This is a genomic window from Streptomyces sp. NPDC048584, assembly GCF_043199595.1.
In the GTDB taxonomy this organism is placed as follows: Bacteria; Actinomycetota; Actinomycetes; order Streptomycetales; family Streptomycetaceae; genus Streptomyces; species Streptomyces edwardsiae.
In genome coordinates, this window is record NZ_JBICWF010000015.1 from 114,129 (window position 1) to 129,041 (window position 14,913).

Sequence of the window (14,913 nt, forward strand, 5' to 3'; positions counted from 1 at the left end):
GGCACCGCTCAGTACGCGGGGAGCGTACGTGGGCCGAGGTCGTCCCGCGCGGGCGGCGGGGCCAGGCGCACGGAGGCGCCCAGGACGCTGACCCCGCGCGGGGCGACGACCACCGGTTCCAGGGTGACCGCGACCACCTCGGGGTGATCGTCGACCAGTCGCGAGAGTCGCACCATCAGCTCCTCCAGCGCGGGGGTGTCGACCGGTGCGGAACCACGCCAGCCGAACAGGAGCGGCGCCGTCCGGATCGATCGCACCAGGGAGGCCGCGTCCCGGTCGGTGACCGGAATCAGCCGGTGCGCCATGTCGCCGAGCAGCTGGGAGGCGGCCCCGGCGAGACCGAAGGACAGCACGGCTCCGGCGGCGGGGTCGATGACCGCGCGTACGACGGTGTCGACTCCGCGCGGGGCCATCCGCTGCACCACCGGGCGCAGCTCCTCCGGGTCGCCGAACAGCTCCGTCAACTCGGCGTACGCCCGCCGCAGTTGTTCCTCGTCGGCGAGGTCCAGGCGGACACCGCCCAGGTCGGCGCGGTGCCGCAGATGGGGTGCGGTCGCCTTGAGGGCCACGGGGTAGCCGAGGGTGCGCGCGGCGTCGGCGGCGGCGTCGGGGCCGGGGGCGGGGAGGGCGCGGTGGACCTCGACGCCGTAGGCGCCGAGCAGGTCGCAGGTCTCGTCGGTGCCGAGGGTGAGGCCCTGCCCGCGCGCGAGCAGCCCGTCGATGAGGGCGGCGGCGCCCCGCTCGTCGATGTTCTCGTACTCCGGCACCTTGCCGGGGTCGGCGGCCTCGCGCCGCCACTGCCCGTACGCGACGGCCTGCGCGAGGGCGCGTACGGCACGCTCGGCGGCGGGGTAGGCGGGGATGAGGTGAGCGCCGTCGGGGGGTGGCTGGGGCGTCACGGAGGTGGGATTCGTCCGGGGCCGCGGCGACGGGGCGGGCGCGGAAGCGGGGCCCGTCCGGGATCGCGGTGCCGTCGCGGAAGCGGGGCCCGGCTCGGGCAGCGGCGCCGGGGCTGCCCGGTCCCGCGGTTGCGGTGCCGTGCTCGTCGCCGCCGACAGCGCCTCCGCGAGGCCGCCGAGTTCCACGTGGACCACGAGGACGGGCTTGGACGGGGTCGCGGCGGCGGCCGAGCGCAGGGCCTTGGCCAGGGCCGCGTCGCCGACCGAGGTCTCCCCCACCGCCGGGATCGCGGTCACGACGACCGCGTCGCTCGTGTCGTCGGCGAGCGCGTGCGAGAGCGCCGCGTGGAAGTCCGCGGCGGAGGCGGCGGTGGTGAGGTCCAGCGGGCGGTGCGGACGCAGCCCCTCGGCGAGGCAGGCGTCGTAGGTGAGCAGGCCCAGGGACTCGGAGTTGCCGAGGATCGCCACCCGGGGTCCGGCCGGCAGGGGCTGGCGGGCGAGCAGCAGGCCCGCGTCGACGAGCTCGGTGATGGTGTCCACGCGGATCACGCCCGCCTGCCGCAGCAGCGCGGACACGGTGGCGTGCGGCAGCCGCGTCGCCCGTACGGCATGCCCGCTGGGCCCCGCCCCATGGCGTGCGCCCTGGACCACGACCAGCGGCTTCGCCGCCGCGGTCCGGCGGGCGAGGCGGGTGAACTTGCGGGGGTTGCCGATGGACTCCAGGTACATCAGGGCGACGTCCGTGTCGGGGTCCTCGTACCAGTACTGCAGGACGTCGTTGCCGGAGACGTCGGCCCGGTTGCCGGAGGAGACGAAGGTGGACACGCCGGTGACGCCGGTGACGCCGCCGCCGCGCCGGTGCAGCCGGGACAGCAGGGCGACACCGATGGCGCCGGACTGGGCGAACAGCCCGATCCGGCCTGGGCGGGGCATCTCCGGGGCGAGCGAGGCGTTCAGGCGTATGTCCGGGGAGGTGTTGATGACGCCGAACGCGTTCGGTCCGATGATCCGCATTCCGTACGAGCGGGCCTGCCGTACGAGGGCACGCTGGCGTTCGCGGCCCTCGGGGCCGGACTCGGCGTAGCCGGCGGAGACGACGACGAGCCCCTGCACCCCGTGCTCACCGCACTCGGTGACGATCCCGGGGACCTGCTCCGCGGGCACCGCGACGACCGCGAGGTCGACCGGCCCGTCGATCTCCCGCACCGAGCGGTACGCGGCCACCCCGCCGAGCTCCTTCTCCCCCTCGCCCAGCGCGCGGTTCACGGCGTGGAGCCGGCCCGTGAACCCGGTGTCCCGCAGGTTGTCGAGGACGCTGCGGCCCACGCCGCCCGGGGTGCGGCCGGCGCCGACGACGGCGACCGATCCGGGGGCGAGCAGCCGCTGCACCGAGCGCGCCTCGGCGCGCTGTTCCCGTGCGCGCTGCACGGCCACGGAGCGGTCGGTGGGTTCGAGGCCGAACTCCAGGCGCACGACGCCGTCCTCGAAGCTGCGCTTCTGGGTGTAGCCGGCGTCGGTGAACACCTTGATCATCTTGTTGTTGGCGGGCAGCACCTCGGCCGCGAACCGGCGGATGCCGCGCTCGCGCGCGACGGCTCCGATGTGTTCGAGCAGGGCGGAGGCGACGCCGCGGCCCTGGTGGGCGTCCTGTACGAGGAAGGCGACCTCGGCCTCGTCGGCGGGCGCGGACGCGGGAGCCCCGTCGGCGCCGATCCGGTCGTAGCGTACGGTGGCGATGAACTCGCCGCCGATGGTGGCCGCGAGTCCCACCCGGTCCACGAAGTCGTGGTGCGTGAAGCGGTGGACGTCCTTGGCGGACAGACGTGGGTAGGGCGCGAAGAAGCGGTAGTACTTCGACTCGTCCGACACCTGCTCGTAGAAGCTGACCAGGCGCTCGGCGTCATCGACGGTGATGGGGCGGATGCGCGCGGTGCCGCCGTCACGCAGCACCACGTCGGCCTCCCAGTGGGCGGGGTACTCATGCCGGTCCGACGAGGTCTGCATGGGGCCCAGAGTACGGCTCGCGTACGACAACGGCGCGAGGCAGTCTGTGGAGGACGTCAGCCGGACCGAGGCCGCGGTCCGGCTGTGATCCGGAGCGGGAGCGATGCCGTTCCGGCCCTGCCCAGGGCATGCTTCACGATGTGGGAAACTGGTCTAGACAACCCTGAACACCGAAGGGCAGCAACACATGGCTGAGCGCCGCGTCAACGTCGGCTGGGCCGAGGGTCTCCACGCCCGCCCCGCCTCCATCTTCGTCCGAGCCGCCACGGCCGCAGGCGTCCCGGTGACGATCGCCAAGGCCGGGGGCGACCCCGTCAACGCGGCCTCCATGCTGGCCGTCCTGGGCCTGGGCGCCCAGGGCGGCGAGGAGATCGTCCTCGCCTCCGACGCCGAGGGTGCCGACGCCGCCCTGGACCGTCTGGCGAAGCTGGTCTCCGAGGGCCTCGAGGAACTCCCCGAGACCGTCTGAGTGACGCGTCGGCGCGGGAACGTTCTTTTACCGGACACGCGCCCACCATATCGAAAGGCCCGCCCCGACCATCGGGCGGGCCTTTTGTATTTCTCATTTCCGGGCAGCGCTGATAAGCCCCCGCGAATAACTCCTCTTTGTATACGGCAGCCGTGTTAATTCCGGAGACTCGGCATGTTTACGGGATGTTGCGGGTTCCTCACACGCTCCGTGCGGCCGGCCCGGTCGGTGCCGGCGCCGAGGCCGGGGCCGGGACGCAGCCGGTGTCCGGCGTTCGCGCGCTCGGTGTGCAGCGCGGTGACGGCCCGCGCGCGGTCGCCGTCGCCGCGCGCCACGGCGTCCACGATCGCGCCGTGCTCCGCCCAGTACTCGACCGGGTCCGGCGGGCCCTCGGCGGCGTACATCCAGGCGATCTTGTGCCGCAGCTGGGTCAGTGTCGAGGTCAGGGCCGGGCTGCCGGTGGCCTGGGCGAGTGTCTCGTGGAACCAGCCGCTCAGGGAGCGCAGATCGTCGCTGTTGCCCTGACGGGCGCGCTCCTGCCCCAGCCGGACCAGGCCGCGCAGCACCTTCAGATGGGCGTCGGTCCGCCGCTGGGCCGCGCGGGCCGCGCCGAGCGGTTCGAGGAGCATCCGCATCTCCAGCAGATCGGCGGCCTCCTGCGCCCCGGGTTCCGCGACACACGCGCCCGCGTGCCGCCGGGTCACCACGAACCCCTCGGCCTCCAGCGTGCGCAGCGCCTCCCGGACGGGGACGCGGGAGACGCCGTACCGGCGGGCGAGGACCTCCTCGGTGAGCCGGGCCCCGCGCTCGTGGACACCCGCGACGATGTCGTCCCGGATCGCCGTGCACACCGAGTGCGCGGGAATACGCATGACGAACCTCCGGCTCAATCCCCGTGAAACGTCGCCGATTGACGTGTGTTCCGCGACTCTATTGCAATCGGCGGGAATTTCCGACGGAGAGCCGGAATCCATGCCTGTTTTTTGGACAGGCATTCCCTGGAAATCACCGATGCCCCGGCTCGGGGAGCCGGGGCATCGGGAGGCGGTACGGGTCAGAGGCCGACGCCGTGCGCGCGGAGGTAGGCGACGGGGTCGAGGTCGGAGCCGTACTCGGCGGTCGTACGGGCCTCGAAGTGCAGGTGCGCGCCCGTGACGTTGCCGGTCGCGCCGGAGAGGCCGATCTGCTGCCCGGCGGTGACCTGCTGGCCCACCGAGACACCGATGGACGACAGATGCCCGTACTGGGTGTACGTGCCGTCGTTCATCCTGATGACGACCTGGTTGCCGTACGAGCCGCCCCAGCCGGCCTCGACGACGGTGCCGATGCCGACCGACTGGACGGGTGTACCGGTCGCGGCGTGGAAGTCGACCCCGGTGTGGCTGCCGGAGGACCAGACGGCGCCGCCGGTCTTGTAGCCGGTCGAGACGTACGAGCCGGGAATCGGGGAGACGAAGGTGTTGAGGCGGACGCGCTCGGCCTCCCGCGCGGCACGCTCCTTCTCCGCGCGGGCCTCCGCGGCCGCCTTGGCGGCCTTCTCGCGGGCCTGCTCCTCCGCGGCCTTGCGCGCGGCGGCCTCGGCCGCCTCGCGTGCGGCCTCGTGCTGGGCGGCCGCCTGGGCGTCGATCCGGTCGGCGACCTCGTCGCCGAGGATGACGACGGGCGTGAGACCGGTCTGTGCGGCAGCGGGTTCGGCGGCCAGTGCGGGGGCCGCGAGGGACCCGATGACGCCGGTGCCGGTGAGTGCCGCGACGCCCGCCGCGCGGACGGTGCCGCGCTGCGTGCCGCGGATACGGCGGTGCTTGCCCGGGGCGCGAGTGAACGCCATGTACAGGCTGGTCCTTTCCTTCCCTCTCGCCTACCGGGTTAGCTGACGGGTTCGGAGCAGGAAGGTCTCCTACGGACCCCCTCGCGACACACGCGGGCGTCCGATTCACCCCAGGGACTGCGATGGGTCCCCGGCTCCCCTGGCTCGCGCCTTGGGGGGACTCGGCGATGACTGTCCGGTGCCGCGGATGCGGCGCACTGCCCGACGAACAGCCCGCATGACGCTAAGCGGGCCGTCTCCCGATCCTCAAACGAATCCCGGTTTTTGTAGCGCATCCCACAGACCAGACGGGCAACTTCCGTACCGATTCGGGCAAAAGGGGGCCCTGGTGACCTTCGAGTCATCAGGGCCCCCGCGCGCGACCGCGCCGTTCGCTACTCGGCGGACACGACCGTGACTTCACCGATGCCGAGGGCCTCGACGGGCGCCTTGATCTGCGCCGCGTCGCCGACGAGGATCGTCACCAGGCGGTCCACCGGGAAGGCGTTCACGACGGCCGCGGTGGCCTCCACGGTGCCGGTGGCCGCCAACTGCCGGTACAGGTCGGCCTGGTAGTGGTCGGGCAGATGCTGCTCGACCTGGTCGGCCAGGGTGCTCGCGACGGCCGCGGCGGTCTCGTACTTGAGCGGCGCCACACCCACGAGGTTCTGCACGGCGACATCACGCTCGTCGTCCGTCAGCCCGTCAGCGGCGAGCGTGCGCAGCACCGTCCACAGGTCCTCGAGGGCCGGGCCGGTGTTCGGGGTGTCCACGGAGCCGCTGATGGCCAGCATCGCCGCGCCGGTGCCGTCCGGGGCGGACCGCATGACCTGCCCGAACGACCGGACGCCGTAGGTGTATCCCTTCTCCTCGCGCAGCACGCGGTCCAGGCGGGAGGTGAGGGTGCCGCCGAGGCAGTACGTGCCGAGCACCTGCGCGGGCCACACGCGGTCGTGCCGGTCGGCGCCGATCCGGCCGATCAGCAACTGCGTCTGGACGGCGCCGGGGCGGTCCACGATCACGACGCGCCCGGTGTCGTCGGCGACCACCGGCGGCACGGGCCGCGGCTCGGCAGTGGAGCCGGTCCAGGAGCCGAGGGTGTCGCCGAGCAGCGCGTCCAGGTCGATGCCCGTGAGGTCGCCGACGACCACGGCGGTGGCCGTGGCGGGGCGGACGTGCTTCTCGTAGAAGGCGCGTACGGCCGCGGAGTCGATGCCCTCGACCGTGTCCTCGGTGCCCTGGCGCGGGCGCGACATGCGCGCACTCGCCGGGAACAGCTCCTTGGAGAGCTCCTTCGCGGCGCGGCGGGAGGGGTTCGCCAGCTCGTGCGGGATCTCGTCGAGACGGTTGCGGACCAGCCGCTCGACCTCGCTGTCGGCGAACGCCGGTGCCCTGAGCGCGTCGGCGAGCAGGCCGAGTCCCTTGGTGAGCCGGGAGGCCGGGACCTCCAGGCTGAGGCGGACGCCGGGGTGGTCGGCGTGCGCGTCCAGGGTGGCGCCGCAGCGCTCCAGTTCGGCGGCGAACTCCTCGGCGGAGTGCTTGTCGGTGCCCTCGGAGAAGGCCCGCGCCATGATCGTGGCGACACCGTCGAGACCGGCCGGCTCGGCCTCCAGGGGCGCGTCGAGGAGTACCTCCACGGCGACGACCTGCTGGCCGGGGCGGTGGCAGCGCAGTACGGTCAGGCCGTTGTCGAGGCGGCCGCGCTCGGGGGCCGGGAAGGCCCAGGGCTTGGCGTCGCCCGGCTGCGGCTGCGGGTGGAAGTCCATCGTGGCGAGCTCGGTCACTTCGCCGCCTCCTCGTTCTCGTCGGTGCCGGTTGCGGCGGCTTCCCCGGTGTCCTCTGCCTCGGCCGTGACGGGCTCATAGACCAGCACCGCGCGGTTGTCGGGGCGCAGACGGGCCTTGGCGACCTCCTGCACCTCCTCCGCCGTGACCTCCAGGACGCGCTGTACGGCGGTCAGGGCGAGCTGGGGGTCGCCGAACAGGACCGCGTACCGGCACAGTTCGTCGGCGCGGCCCGCGACCGTGCCGAGCCGGTCGAGCCACTCGCGCTCCAGCTGCGCCTGCGCGCGCTCCATCTCCTCCGCCGTGGGGCCCTGTTCCGCGAACCGGGCGAGCTCCTCGTCGATGGCGGCCTCGATGACCGGCACCTCCACGTCACCGGACGTCTTCACGTCCAGCCAGCCCAGGGAGGGTGCCCCGGCCAGCCGCAGCAGGCCGAAGCCGGCCGCCACGGCCGTACGGTCGCGCCGTACGAGCCGGTTGTAGAGACGCGAGGACTCGCCGCCGCCGAGGACGGTGAGCGCCAGGTCGACGGCGTCGCACGCGCGCGTGCCGTCCTCGGGCAGCCGGTAGGCGGCCATCAGCGCCCGCGCGGGGACCTCCTCCTCCACGACCTCGCGCAGCTGGCCGCCCATGACCTCCGGCAGCGCGCCGTCACGCGGGGCTGCCTTGCCGTCGTGGCCCGGGATGGAGCCGAAGTACTTCTCGACCCACGCGAGCGTCTGCTCCGGGTCGATGTCGCCGACCACGGACAGCACCGCGTTGTTCGGCGCGTAGTACGTGCGGAAGAACTGGCGGGCGTCCTCCAGGGTGGCCGCGTCCAGGTCCGCCATCGAGCCGATGGGCGTGTGGTGGTAAGGGTGGCCCTCCGGGTAGGCGAGGGCGGTCAGCTTCTCGAACGCCGTGCCGTAGGGCACGTTGTCGTAGCGCTGGCGGCGCTCGTTCTTGACGACGTCCCGCTGGTTCTCCATGGACTCGTCGTCCAGGGCGGTCAGCAGGGAGCCCATGCGGTCGGCCTCCAGCCAGAGGGCGAGCTCCAGCTGGTGGGCGGGCATGGTCTCGAAGTAGTTGGTGCGCTCGAAGCTGGTGGTGCCGTTGAGGGAGCCGCCGGCGCCCTGGACCAGCTCGAAGTGACCGTTGCCCTTCACCTGGGCGGAGCCCTGGAACATCAGGTGCTCGAAAAGGTGAGCCAGGCCCGTACGCCCCTTGACTTCGTGGCGCGAACCCACGTCGTACCAGAGGCACACCGCGGCGACCGGGGTCAGGTGGTCCTCGGACAGCACCACGCGCAGGCCGTTGGCCAGGCGGTGCTCGGTCGCTTTCAGGCCGCCGGAGCCTGCCTGGGCTGTGGCCGTGTGACCCATGGGCATGTACGTCCCTTCGATCGCGGAGACGGTCGTCGACCCCGCCGTTTCTACCGGTCCTGCCACTGTATGCAAGCGCGCCGACCCCCGACGAAGTTCCCACCACCCCCGAACTACGCCGAGAGCGAGACCACCCACCCACTCCACGGACACCCCCCTCCGCCCTCCCGCACACACCCGAGCGCCACACCGCCCCCGCTCCCGCGCACACCCGGGCGCCACACCCCTCCGCTCCCGCGCACACCCAGGCGCCACACCCCCTCCGCTCCCGCGGACACCCAGGCGCCACACCCCACCACTCCCGCACACACCCGGGCGCCACACCGCCTCCGCTCCCGCGGGCAGTCGTGCCGCTGGGGCGGCACGGGTGGGCGCGACGGCACCCCGCAAGCGCCGGGCCGCGCGACCAGCCCCCGCCCAGCCACCACCCCGGGCCACAAGCCCAGCCCCGCCCCGCCCGCCCCGCGAGCGGGCGCGACGGCACCCCGCAAGCGCCGGGCCGCGCGACCGGCCCCCGCCCCCGGGACCGCACCCCCCGCCCCGCCCGTCCACCCCCACGCGCCCCCGCCCGAAAACGCCCCGTACCCTTCCCACCCCAGCACCCCCTCAACCAGGTCCTGGTCCCACCTGTCAGTGCGACAGTCCACAATGGTCCGCGTCAGATCCCGTCCACACGCTTCAGCAAGGAGCCGGCAGCGATGGCCCGCCGCAGCACGAAGACCCCGCCGCCCGACGACTCGTACGAGGAGAAGATCCTCGACATCGACGTCGTCGACGAGATGCAGGGCTCCTTCCTCGAGTACGCGTACTCGGTCATCTACTCCCGCGCCCTGCCGGACGCGCGCGACGGCCTCAAGCCGGTGCACCGCCGCATCGTCTACCAGATGAACGAGATGGGCCTGCGCCCCGAACGCGGCTACGTGAAGTGCGCCCGCGTCGTCGGCGAGGTCATGGGCAAGCTGCACCCCCACGGCGACGCGTCGATCTACGACGCCCTGGTCCGCATGGCCCAGCCCTTCTCGATGCGCGTCCCCCTCGTCGACGGCCACGGCAACTTCGGCTCGCTGGGCAACGACGACCCGCCCGCGGCCATGCGGTACACCGAGTGCCGGATGGCCGAGGCCACCAGCCTGATGACCGAGTCCATCGACGAGGACACGGTCGACTTCGCGCCCAACTACGACGGCCAGGAGCAGGAACCGGTCGCGCTGCCCGCCGCGTTCCCGAACCTCCTGGTGAACGGCGCGTCGGGCATCGCCGTCGGCATGGCCACCAACATGCCGCCGCACAACCTGCGTGAGGTCGTCGCGGCCGCCCGTCATCTGATCCGGTATCCGAACGCCGACCTCGAAGCCCTGATGAAGCACGTCCCGGGCCCCGACCTGCCCACCGGCGGCCGGATCGTCGGCCTGTCCGGCGTGCGGGACGCGTACGAGACGGGCCGCGGCACGTTCAAGATCCGCGCGACGGTCACCGTGGAGGACGTGACGGCCCGCCGCAAGGGTCTCGTCGTCACCGAGCTGCCGTTCACCGTCGGCCCGGAGAAGGTCATCGGCAAGATCAAGGATCTGGTCGGCTCGAAGAGGCTCCAGGGCATCGCCGACGTGAAGGACCTCACCGACCGCGAGCACGGTCTGCGACTGGTCATCGAGATCAAGAACGGCTTCGTGCCGGAAGCGGTCCTGGAGCAGCTGTACAAGCTGACGCCGATGGAGGAGTCCTTCGGCATCAACAACGTGGCGCTGGTGGACGGCCAGCCGCTCACCCTGGGCCTCAAGGAACTCCTCGAGGTCTACCTCGACCACCGATTCAACGTCGTACGACGCCGTTCGGAGTTCCGCCGCAGCAAGCGGCGCGACCGCTTCCACCTGGTCGAGGGCCTGCTCACGGCCCTGGTGGACATCGACGAGGTCATCCGCCTCATCCGCTCCAGCGAGAACTCCGCGCAGGCGAAGGAACGCCTGATCGAGCGGTTCTCGCTGAGCGACATCCAGACCCAGTACATCCTGGACACGCCCCTGCGCCGCCTCACCAAGTACGACCGTATCGAGCTGGAGTCCGAGAAGGACCGGCTGAACACGGAGATCGAGGAGCTGACCCGGATCCTCGACTCGGACGCGGAGCTGCGCAAGCTGGTCTCCACGGAACTGGCCGCCGTGGCCAAGAAGTTCGGCAACGACCGCCGTACGCTGCTGCTGGAGTCGGGCGGTGCCCCGGCCGCCGTCGTACCGCTGCAGGTGGCGGACGACCCGTGCCGCGTGCTGCTGTCGTCCACGGGTCTGCTGGCCCGTACGGCGGACAACGAGCCGCTCGCCGACGACGGCAAGCGGGTCAAGCACGACGTCATCGTCTCCGCCGTGCCGGCGACGGCCCGTGGCGAGGTCGGCGTCGTCACCTCGGCCGGCCGTCTGCTCCGGCTGAACGTCGTGGACCTGCCGCAGCTGCCGGAGGCGATTCCGACGCCGAACCTGTCGGGCGGGGCGCCGCTGGCCGAGTTCGTGTCCCTGGAGGACGACGAACAGGTGGTGTGCCTGACCACGCTCGACGAGTCGTCCCCCGGCCTGGCGCTCGGCACGGAACAGGGTGTCGTCAAGCGTGTGGTGCCCGACTACCCCTCCAGCAAGGAGGAGCTGGAGGTCATCACGCTCAAGGAGGGCGACCGGATCATCGGGGCGATCGAGCTGCGCACGGGCGAGGAGGACCTCGTCTTCATCAGCGACGACGCACAGCTGCTGCGCTATCCGGCCGCACAGGTCCGCCCGCAGGGCCGCCCGGCGGGCGGTATGACGGGCATCAAGCTGACCGACGGAGCGAAGGTCATCTCGTTCACCGCGGTCGACCCGGCCGCGGACGCGGTGGTGTTCACGGTCGCGGGCTCGCGCGGCACGCTGGACGACTCGGTGCAGACGACGGCCAAGCTGACCCCGTTCGACCAGTATCCGCGCAAGGGCCGGGCCACCGGCGGCGTGCGCTGCCAGCGGTTCCTGAAGGGCGAGGACTGTCTGGCCTTCGCCTGGACGGGCCCGGTCCCGGCCCGTGCCGCCCAGAAGAACGGCACGGCGGTGGGCCTCCCGGAGCCCGACCCGCGCCGCGACGGCTCGGGTGTGTCCCTGCCGAAGACGGTGTGGGTGGTGGCCGGACCGGTCTAGGCCGCCGGGTCCTCCGCCGGGTCCCGCACATAGCGCAGTACGCCCCACATGCCGTGCTCGTCGGCGTGTGGGGCGCCGTCGCTCCCGCACGCCTCCAGCTCCTCGCGCAGCGCCCCCGCGTCGATGCCGGCGCCGATGAGCACGAGCTGCGTGAGCCGCTCCTCACCGGCCGGCCAGGGTTCAGGACAGAACCGCAGGAACCGTCCCACGGCATGGACCGCGTACCGGTTGCGGACGTCGTACGGGCCGAAGTCGACGTACCCCTTGATCCGGTAGAGCCCCTCGGGCCGGCTGTCCAGGAACCGCATCAGCCGCCGCGGGTCCAGCGGACGTCCGGAAACGAAGGAGAGGCTGTCGTAGGCGGCGTGGAGATGCCGGGTGTGGTCGTTCTCGTGGTGATGCAGATCGTCGAACGACAACTGCCCGACGCGCTCCTGGCTCGGCCTGCAGTCGAAGAGGAACTCGGGGTCGACCCGGCCGTGCGTGGCGGAAACGACGGCCGCCCGGTCGACGAGCGAGCGGACCAGGGTCAGCACGCGCGAGGCGTCCGTGACCCGGTCCACCTTGTTGACGACCACGAGATCCGCGAGACCGAGATGCCGGTCGATCTCGGGGTGCCGGGCCCGGGTGGCGTCGAACTCGGCGGCGTCCACGACCTCGACGAGTCCGCCGTACACGATGTCCGGGTGCTCGTTGGCGAGCACCATCCGCACGAGTTCCTGCGGTTCGGCGAGGCCGCTGGCCTCGATGACGATGACGTCGATGCCGGCGGAGGGGCGGGCGAGCCGCTCCAGGTACACGTCGAGTTCACTGCCGTCGACGGCACAGCAGAGACACCCGTTGCCCAGTGACACGGTCGAGTCCCCGAGCGCCCCGGCGACGGCCATGGCGTCGATCTCGATGGCCCCGAAGTCGTTGACGACCGCGCCGATGCGGCTGCCGCCGCTGCGGTGGAGAAGGTGGTTGAGCAGGGTGGTCTTCCCCGATCCGAGGAATCCGGCCAGTATCACGACCGGAATCCGCCGCCCGCCGCTCCGCACCACCACACGACCCCTCTCACCCCTGGGCGTACCCCGGCTCACGTCCGCGCGTACGCGCGGGAAACGACTGACGCACCAGGATACGAGCCATGAGAACGGCGGCGAAGTGAACGATTGTTAGCAGCATCCACGGGGCAGACGTTGGGCAAGGCGCCGGTTTGTGCGACCCTCGCTTCCCTCCGTGCGCCTCCTCTCCGCCTTCCCGCCGATCAGAGCCGCTCGGCACCCTGGAAGGCGGCAAGCGCCGCCCACCGCTCGCCGGTTCCCTACAGTCGACCCGCACCCCGACGACCGGCGGACGGCGGCCTGATCGGGGGTATTTGACATGGCCACACGGAACAGTGGGATACGGGGGCTCGGCTCCGCGGTCGCGGTCTGCCTGGGTATGGCGGCGGGCGCGTGTGCCGCCATGGCGGCGCAGCGACAGGCCCTGACCACGTTCAGCGAGCGTCTGGAGCACCTGGAGAAGGGTGCGGTGACACAGCGGCAGGCCAATCTGGCCATGCAGCAGCGCCAGCACTGGGAACTGCTGAGCAAGGCGATCGACGACCCGGAACTGGCCGAGGTTCTGGACCTCTACGAGGTTCCCCTCACCGCGCAGAAGCGCCGCCAGTATCTGTTCGCCAACGCCCTGTACACGAACCTGCTCTGCTACTACCGCATCGGCAACATGAGCAGGGAGGAGTTCTTCAAGCACGCTCGCGGCATGTTCCAGAGCCCGATCGTCAGGGACTACTGGTACGCGACCGGGCACCAGCGCGCGAGCCTGACGGGAACCGTCGAGGCGGAACTCGGCCAGCTGATCGACGACCTGCTGCTGCAGCTCGACGAAGCCGACACCGACGAGTGGTGGGTCGTCGGGGAACCGCCGCTCGACTCGTGAGTCATGCGTCCGGGATATCCGCTTTCGCCTTGATCAGGGTCTCCCTGGTGATCACGACAATGCGCTCGTAGTCGGCGCGGGCGGCATCCGCGGGCAGTTGGGAATCGAGCGAGTCGGTGACATCCGTACCGATGACGGCGAAGTTGCCGTCCGCCAGCTCAAAGACGTCGGGGCACGTCGCACCGGTGGAACTGCCCCGATGGCGCGGAGCGACACCGAGACGGCGGATGATCTGACTCACTGTTGAATTTCCTCTGCTCTCAAGGCACGAGCGCCTACGCCCGCTGCCGCGCGATGCGCGATCGCATCTTCGCAGGTCCAGCACACACCACAGCGCTCGCAACGCGTGCCGCATTCCTATCACTCAGCGACGTGAGGGCACCCCCGCTCCGAGGAATCATCCGCAAGAGTGAACGCGTAAGCGAAGAATCGATGATCAACCCGGTTCAGAACAATTGTCACCCGCCGGCCCGCCCTCGCGGTACGGGTGGGCCGACATGCCACGCGTGTGCAACTCAGGTTAGGCTCACCTCTGTGAGTACGTGCTCAACCGTCTCCCGCGAGCTCGACGAGCCCATCGCCGGAACCGCGGCCACCGCGAGGACCTGGCTGCTGCTCGAGCAGCCCGGCCCCTGGGGTGCCAGGGCGCTCACCTCCAGCCATCTCGACCCCGCCCTCGGCCGCGCGCTGGAGGCCGCCGCGCAGGGCACCGGGGTGCGGATCGCGCTCATAAGACGGCCCGGGCGGCACGCCGACCGCCGGATGCCCGCCACGCGCCGGGTGTACGTGGCCCACACCGTTCCCGGAAACGTGTGGCTGCACGCCGCCACCACCACCGACCCGGAGCACCTCCTCGGCCTGGACTTCGCCGCCCTCGGCAGGGGCGAACCGGAGTCCTTCGCGACCGCGCTCGGCGGCCGGCCCCACGAGGGCGATCCGCTCGCCCTCGTCTGCACCAACGGCAAACGCGACCGCTGCTGCGCCCTCCTCGGACGTCCCCTGGCTGCCGAGCTCGCCGCCTCCGGGGTCGAGGGCGTCTGGGAGGTCACCCATCTGGGCGGCCACCGCTTCTCCCCCACCGTCCTGTGCCTGCCGTACGGCTACGCGTACGGGCGGGCCGAGGCGCATGCCGTCAAGCAGGTGCTGCACAGCGCCCAGGAGGGCCGCGTCGTCGTCGAGGGATGCCGGGGCGGTTCCGCCTGGGAGCGGCCCGGTCAGGCGGCCGAGCTGGCGGTGCGGCGCGCGGTGGGCGAGTACGCCGCGGAGGCCCTGAGCGTCGTACGGACGGACGGCACGGCGCCCCGCTGGGAGGTGACCGTCGCCCACACGGACGGGCGCCGGTGGCTGGTGGAGGTCGCCCAGGGCGCCTCGCTGCCGCCCCGTCCGGAGAGCTGCGGGTCGGTGCTCGGCTCGCCGGCGCGGATGGATGTCGTGGGCGTGCGCGAGGTGACGATGACGGCGCTGGCGAGCTGACCGGACCCGTCGGGCAGGGGCCGGGAGATCCCCGCCACACCCCT

At 72.0% G+C, this 14,913-nt stretch carries 11 protein-coding genes and 1 riboswitch; of the genes, 4 read left to right on the plus strand and 7 right to left on the minus strand.

What is annotated here, in order from left to right; all coding sequences use genetic code 11:
• Positions 1-8: 8 nt before the first annotated feature.
• Positions 9-2,903, minus strand: a complete 2,895-nt coding sequence (locus ACGFR9_RS28995) for a GNAT family N-acetyltransferase (protein ID WP_393214058.1) — start codon at positions 2,901-2,903, stop codon at positions 9-11.
• Between the two features lie 187 nt (positions 2,904-3,090).
• Here ACGFR9_RS28995 and ACGFR9_RS29000 point away from each other — a divergent pair, with 187 nt between their 5' ends.
• Positions 3,091-3,372 (plus strand): HPr family phosphocarrier protein, encoded by a 282-nt coding sequence (locus ACGFR9_RS29000; RefSeq protein ID WP_053637259.1) that lies wholly within the window; start codon positions 3,091-3,093, stop codon positions 3,370-3,372.
• A gap of 155 nt (positions 3,373-3,527) precedes the next feature.
• On the opposite strand, the gene ACGFR9_RS29005 is transcribed toward ACGFR9_RS29000, so the two are convergent.
• The 4 genes from ACGFR9_RS29005 to ACGFR9_RS29020 form a co-directional block, all read right to left on the minus strand.
• The gene (locus ACGFR9_RS29005) at positions 3,528-4,244 is read right to left on the minus strand and encodes a GntR family transcriptional regulator (RefSeq protein ID WP_393214061.1); all 717 of its coding nucleotides are present in this window, start codon (positions 4,242-4,244) and stop codon (positions 3,528-3,530) included.
• A gap of 182 nt (positions 4,245-4,426) precedes the next feature.
• Positions 4,427-5,200 (minus strand): M23 family metallopeptidase, encoded by a 774-nt coding sequence (locus ACGFR9_RS29010; protein WP_393214064.1) that lies wholly within the window; start codon positions 5,198-5,200, stop codon positions 4,427-4,429.
• 12 nt (positions 5,201-5,212) lie between these two features.
• A riboswitch (cyclic di-AMP (ydaO/yuaA leader) is annotated at positions 5,213-5,377 on the minus strand.
• A gap of 197 nt (positions 5,378-5,574) precedes the next feature.
• The gene (locus tag ACGFR9_RS29015; protein WP_393214066.1) at positions 5,575-6,963 is read right to left on the minus strand and encodes a M16 family metallopeptidase; all 1,389 of its coding nucleotides are present in this window, start codon (positions 6,961-6,963) and stop codon (positions 5,575-5,577) included.
• Entirely contained in the window at positions 6,960-8,330 is a 1,371-nt protein-coding gene (locus tag ACGFR9_RS29020; RefSeq protein ID WP_393214069.1) for a M16 family metallopeptidase, read from the minus strand. The genes ACGFR9_RS29015 and ACGFR9_RS29020 overlap by 4 nt, the downstream gene beginning before the upstream one ends.
• A 692-nt stretch (positions 8,331-9,022) precedes the next feature.
• On the opposite strand from ACGFR9_RS29020, the gene ACGFR9_RS29025 reads away from it, so the two are divergent.
• Positions 9,023-11,473, plus strand: coding sequence for a DNA topoisomerase (ATP-hydrolyzing) subunit A (locus ACGFR9_RS29025; RefSeq protein WP_393214072.1), 2,451 nt, complete (start codon positions 9,023-9,025; stop codon positions 11,471-11,473).
• Here ACGFR9_RS29025 and ACGFR9_RS29030 read toward each other — a convergent pair.
• A complete protein-coding gene (locus ACGFR9_RS29030) occupies positions 11,470-12,519 on the minus strand; it encodes a CobW family GTP-binding protein (protein ID WP_393214075.1) in 1,050 nt (349 codons plus the stop codon). The two genes, ACGFR9_RS29025 and ACGFR9_RS29030, sit on opposite strands and share 4 nt — an antisense overlap.
• Positions 12,520-12,838: 319 nt before the next feature.
• Here ACGFR9_RS29030 and ACGFR9_RS29035 point away from each other — a divergent pair, with 319 nt between their 5' ends.
• Positions 12,839-13,396, plus strand: coding sequence for a DUF6082 family protein (locus ACGFR9_RS29035; protein WP_393214078.1), 558 nt, complete (start codon positions 12,839-12,841; stop codon positions 13,394-13,396).
• Between the two features lies 1 nt (position 13,397).
• Here the strand turns inward: ACGFR9_RS29035 and ACGFR9_RS29040 are convergent, their stop codons facing one another.
• Positions 13,398-13,637 (minus strand): hypothetical protein, encoded by a 240-nt coding sequence (locus tag ACGFR9_RS29040; protein ID WP_393214081.1) that lies wholly within the window; start codon positions 13,635-13,637, stop codon positions 13,398-13,400.
• A gap of 293 nt (positions 13,638-13,930) precedes the next feature.
• Here ACGFR9_RS29040 and ACGFR9_RS29045 point away from each other — a divergent pair, with 293 nt between their 5' ends.
• Positions 13,931-14,869, plus strand: coding sequence for a sucrase ferredoxin (locus ACGFR9_RS29045; RefSeq protein ID WP_393214084.1), 939 nt, complete (start codon positions 13,931-13,933; stop codon positions 14,867-14,869).
• The last annotated feature ends 44 nt before the right edge of the window (positions 14,870-14,913 follow it).

Excerpts from the sequence above, each read along its gene's own strand:
- ACGFR9_RS28995 (WP_393214058.1), bottom strand. The coding sequence starts at position 2,903 with ATGCAGACCTCGTCGGACCGGCATGAGTACCCCGCCCACTGGGAGGCC.
- ACGFR9_RS29020 (WP_393214069.1), bottom strand. The coding sequence starts at position 8,330 with ATGCCCATGGGTCACACGGCCACAGCCCAGGCAGGCTCCGGCGGCCTG.
- ACGFR9_RS29035 (WP_393214078.1), top strand. The coding sequence starts at position 12,839 with ATGGCCACACGGAACAGTGGGATACGGGGGCTCGGCTCCGCGGTCGCG.
- ACGFR9_RS29000 (WP_053637259.1), top strand. The coding sequence starts at position 3,091 with ATGGCTGAGCGCCGCGTCAACGTCGGCTGGGCCGAGGGTCTCCACGCC.
- ACGFR9_RS29005 (WP_393214061.1), bottom strand. The coding sequence starts at position 4,244 with ATGCGTATTCCCGCGCACTCGGTGTGCACGGCGATCCGGGACGACATC.
- ACGFR9_RS29025 (WP_393214072.1), top strand. The coding sequence starts at position 9,023 with ATGGCCCGCCGCAGCACGAAGACCCCGCCGCCCGACGACTCGTACGAG.
- ACGFR9_RS29010 (WP_393214064.1), bottom strand. The coding sequence starts at position 5,200 with ATGGCGTTCACTCGCGCCCCGGGCAAGCACCGCCGTATCCGCGGCACG.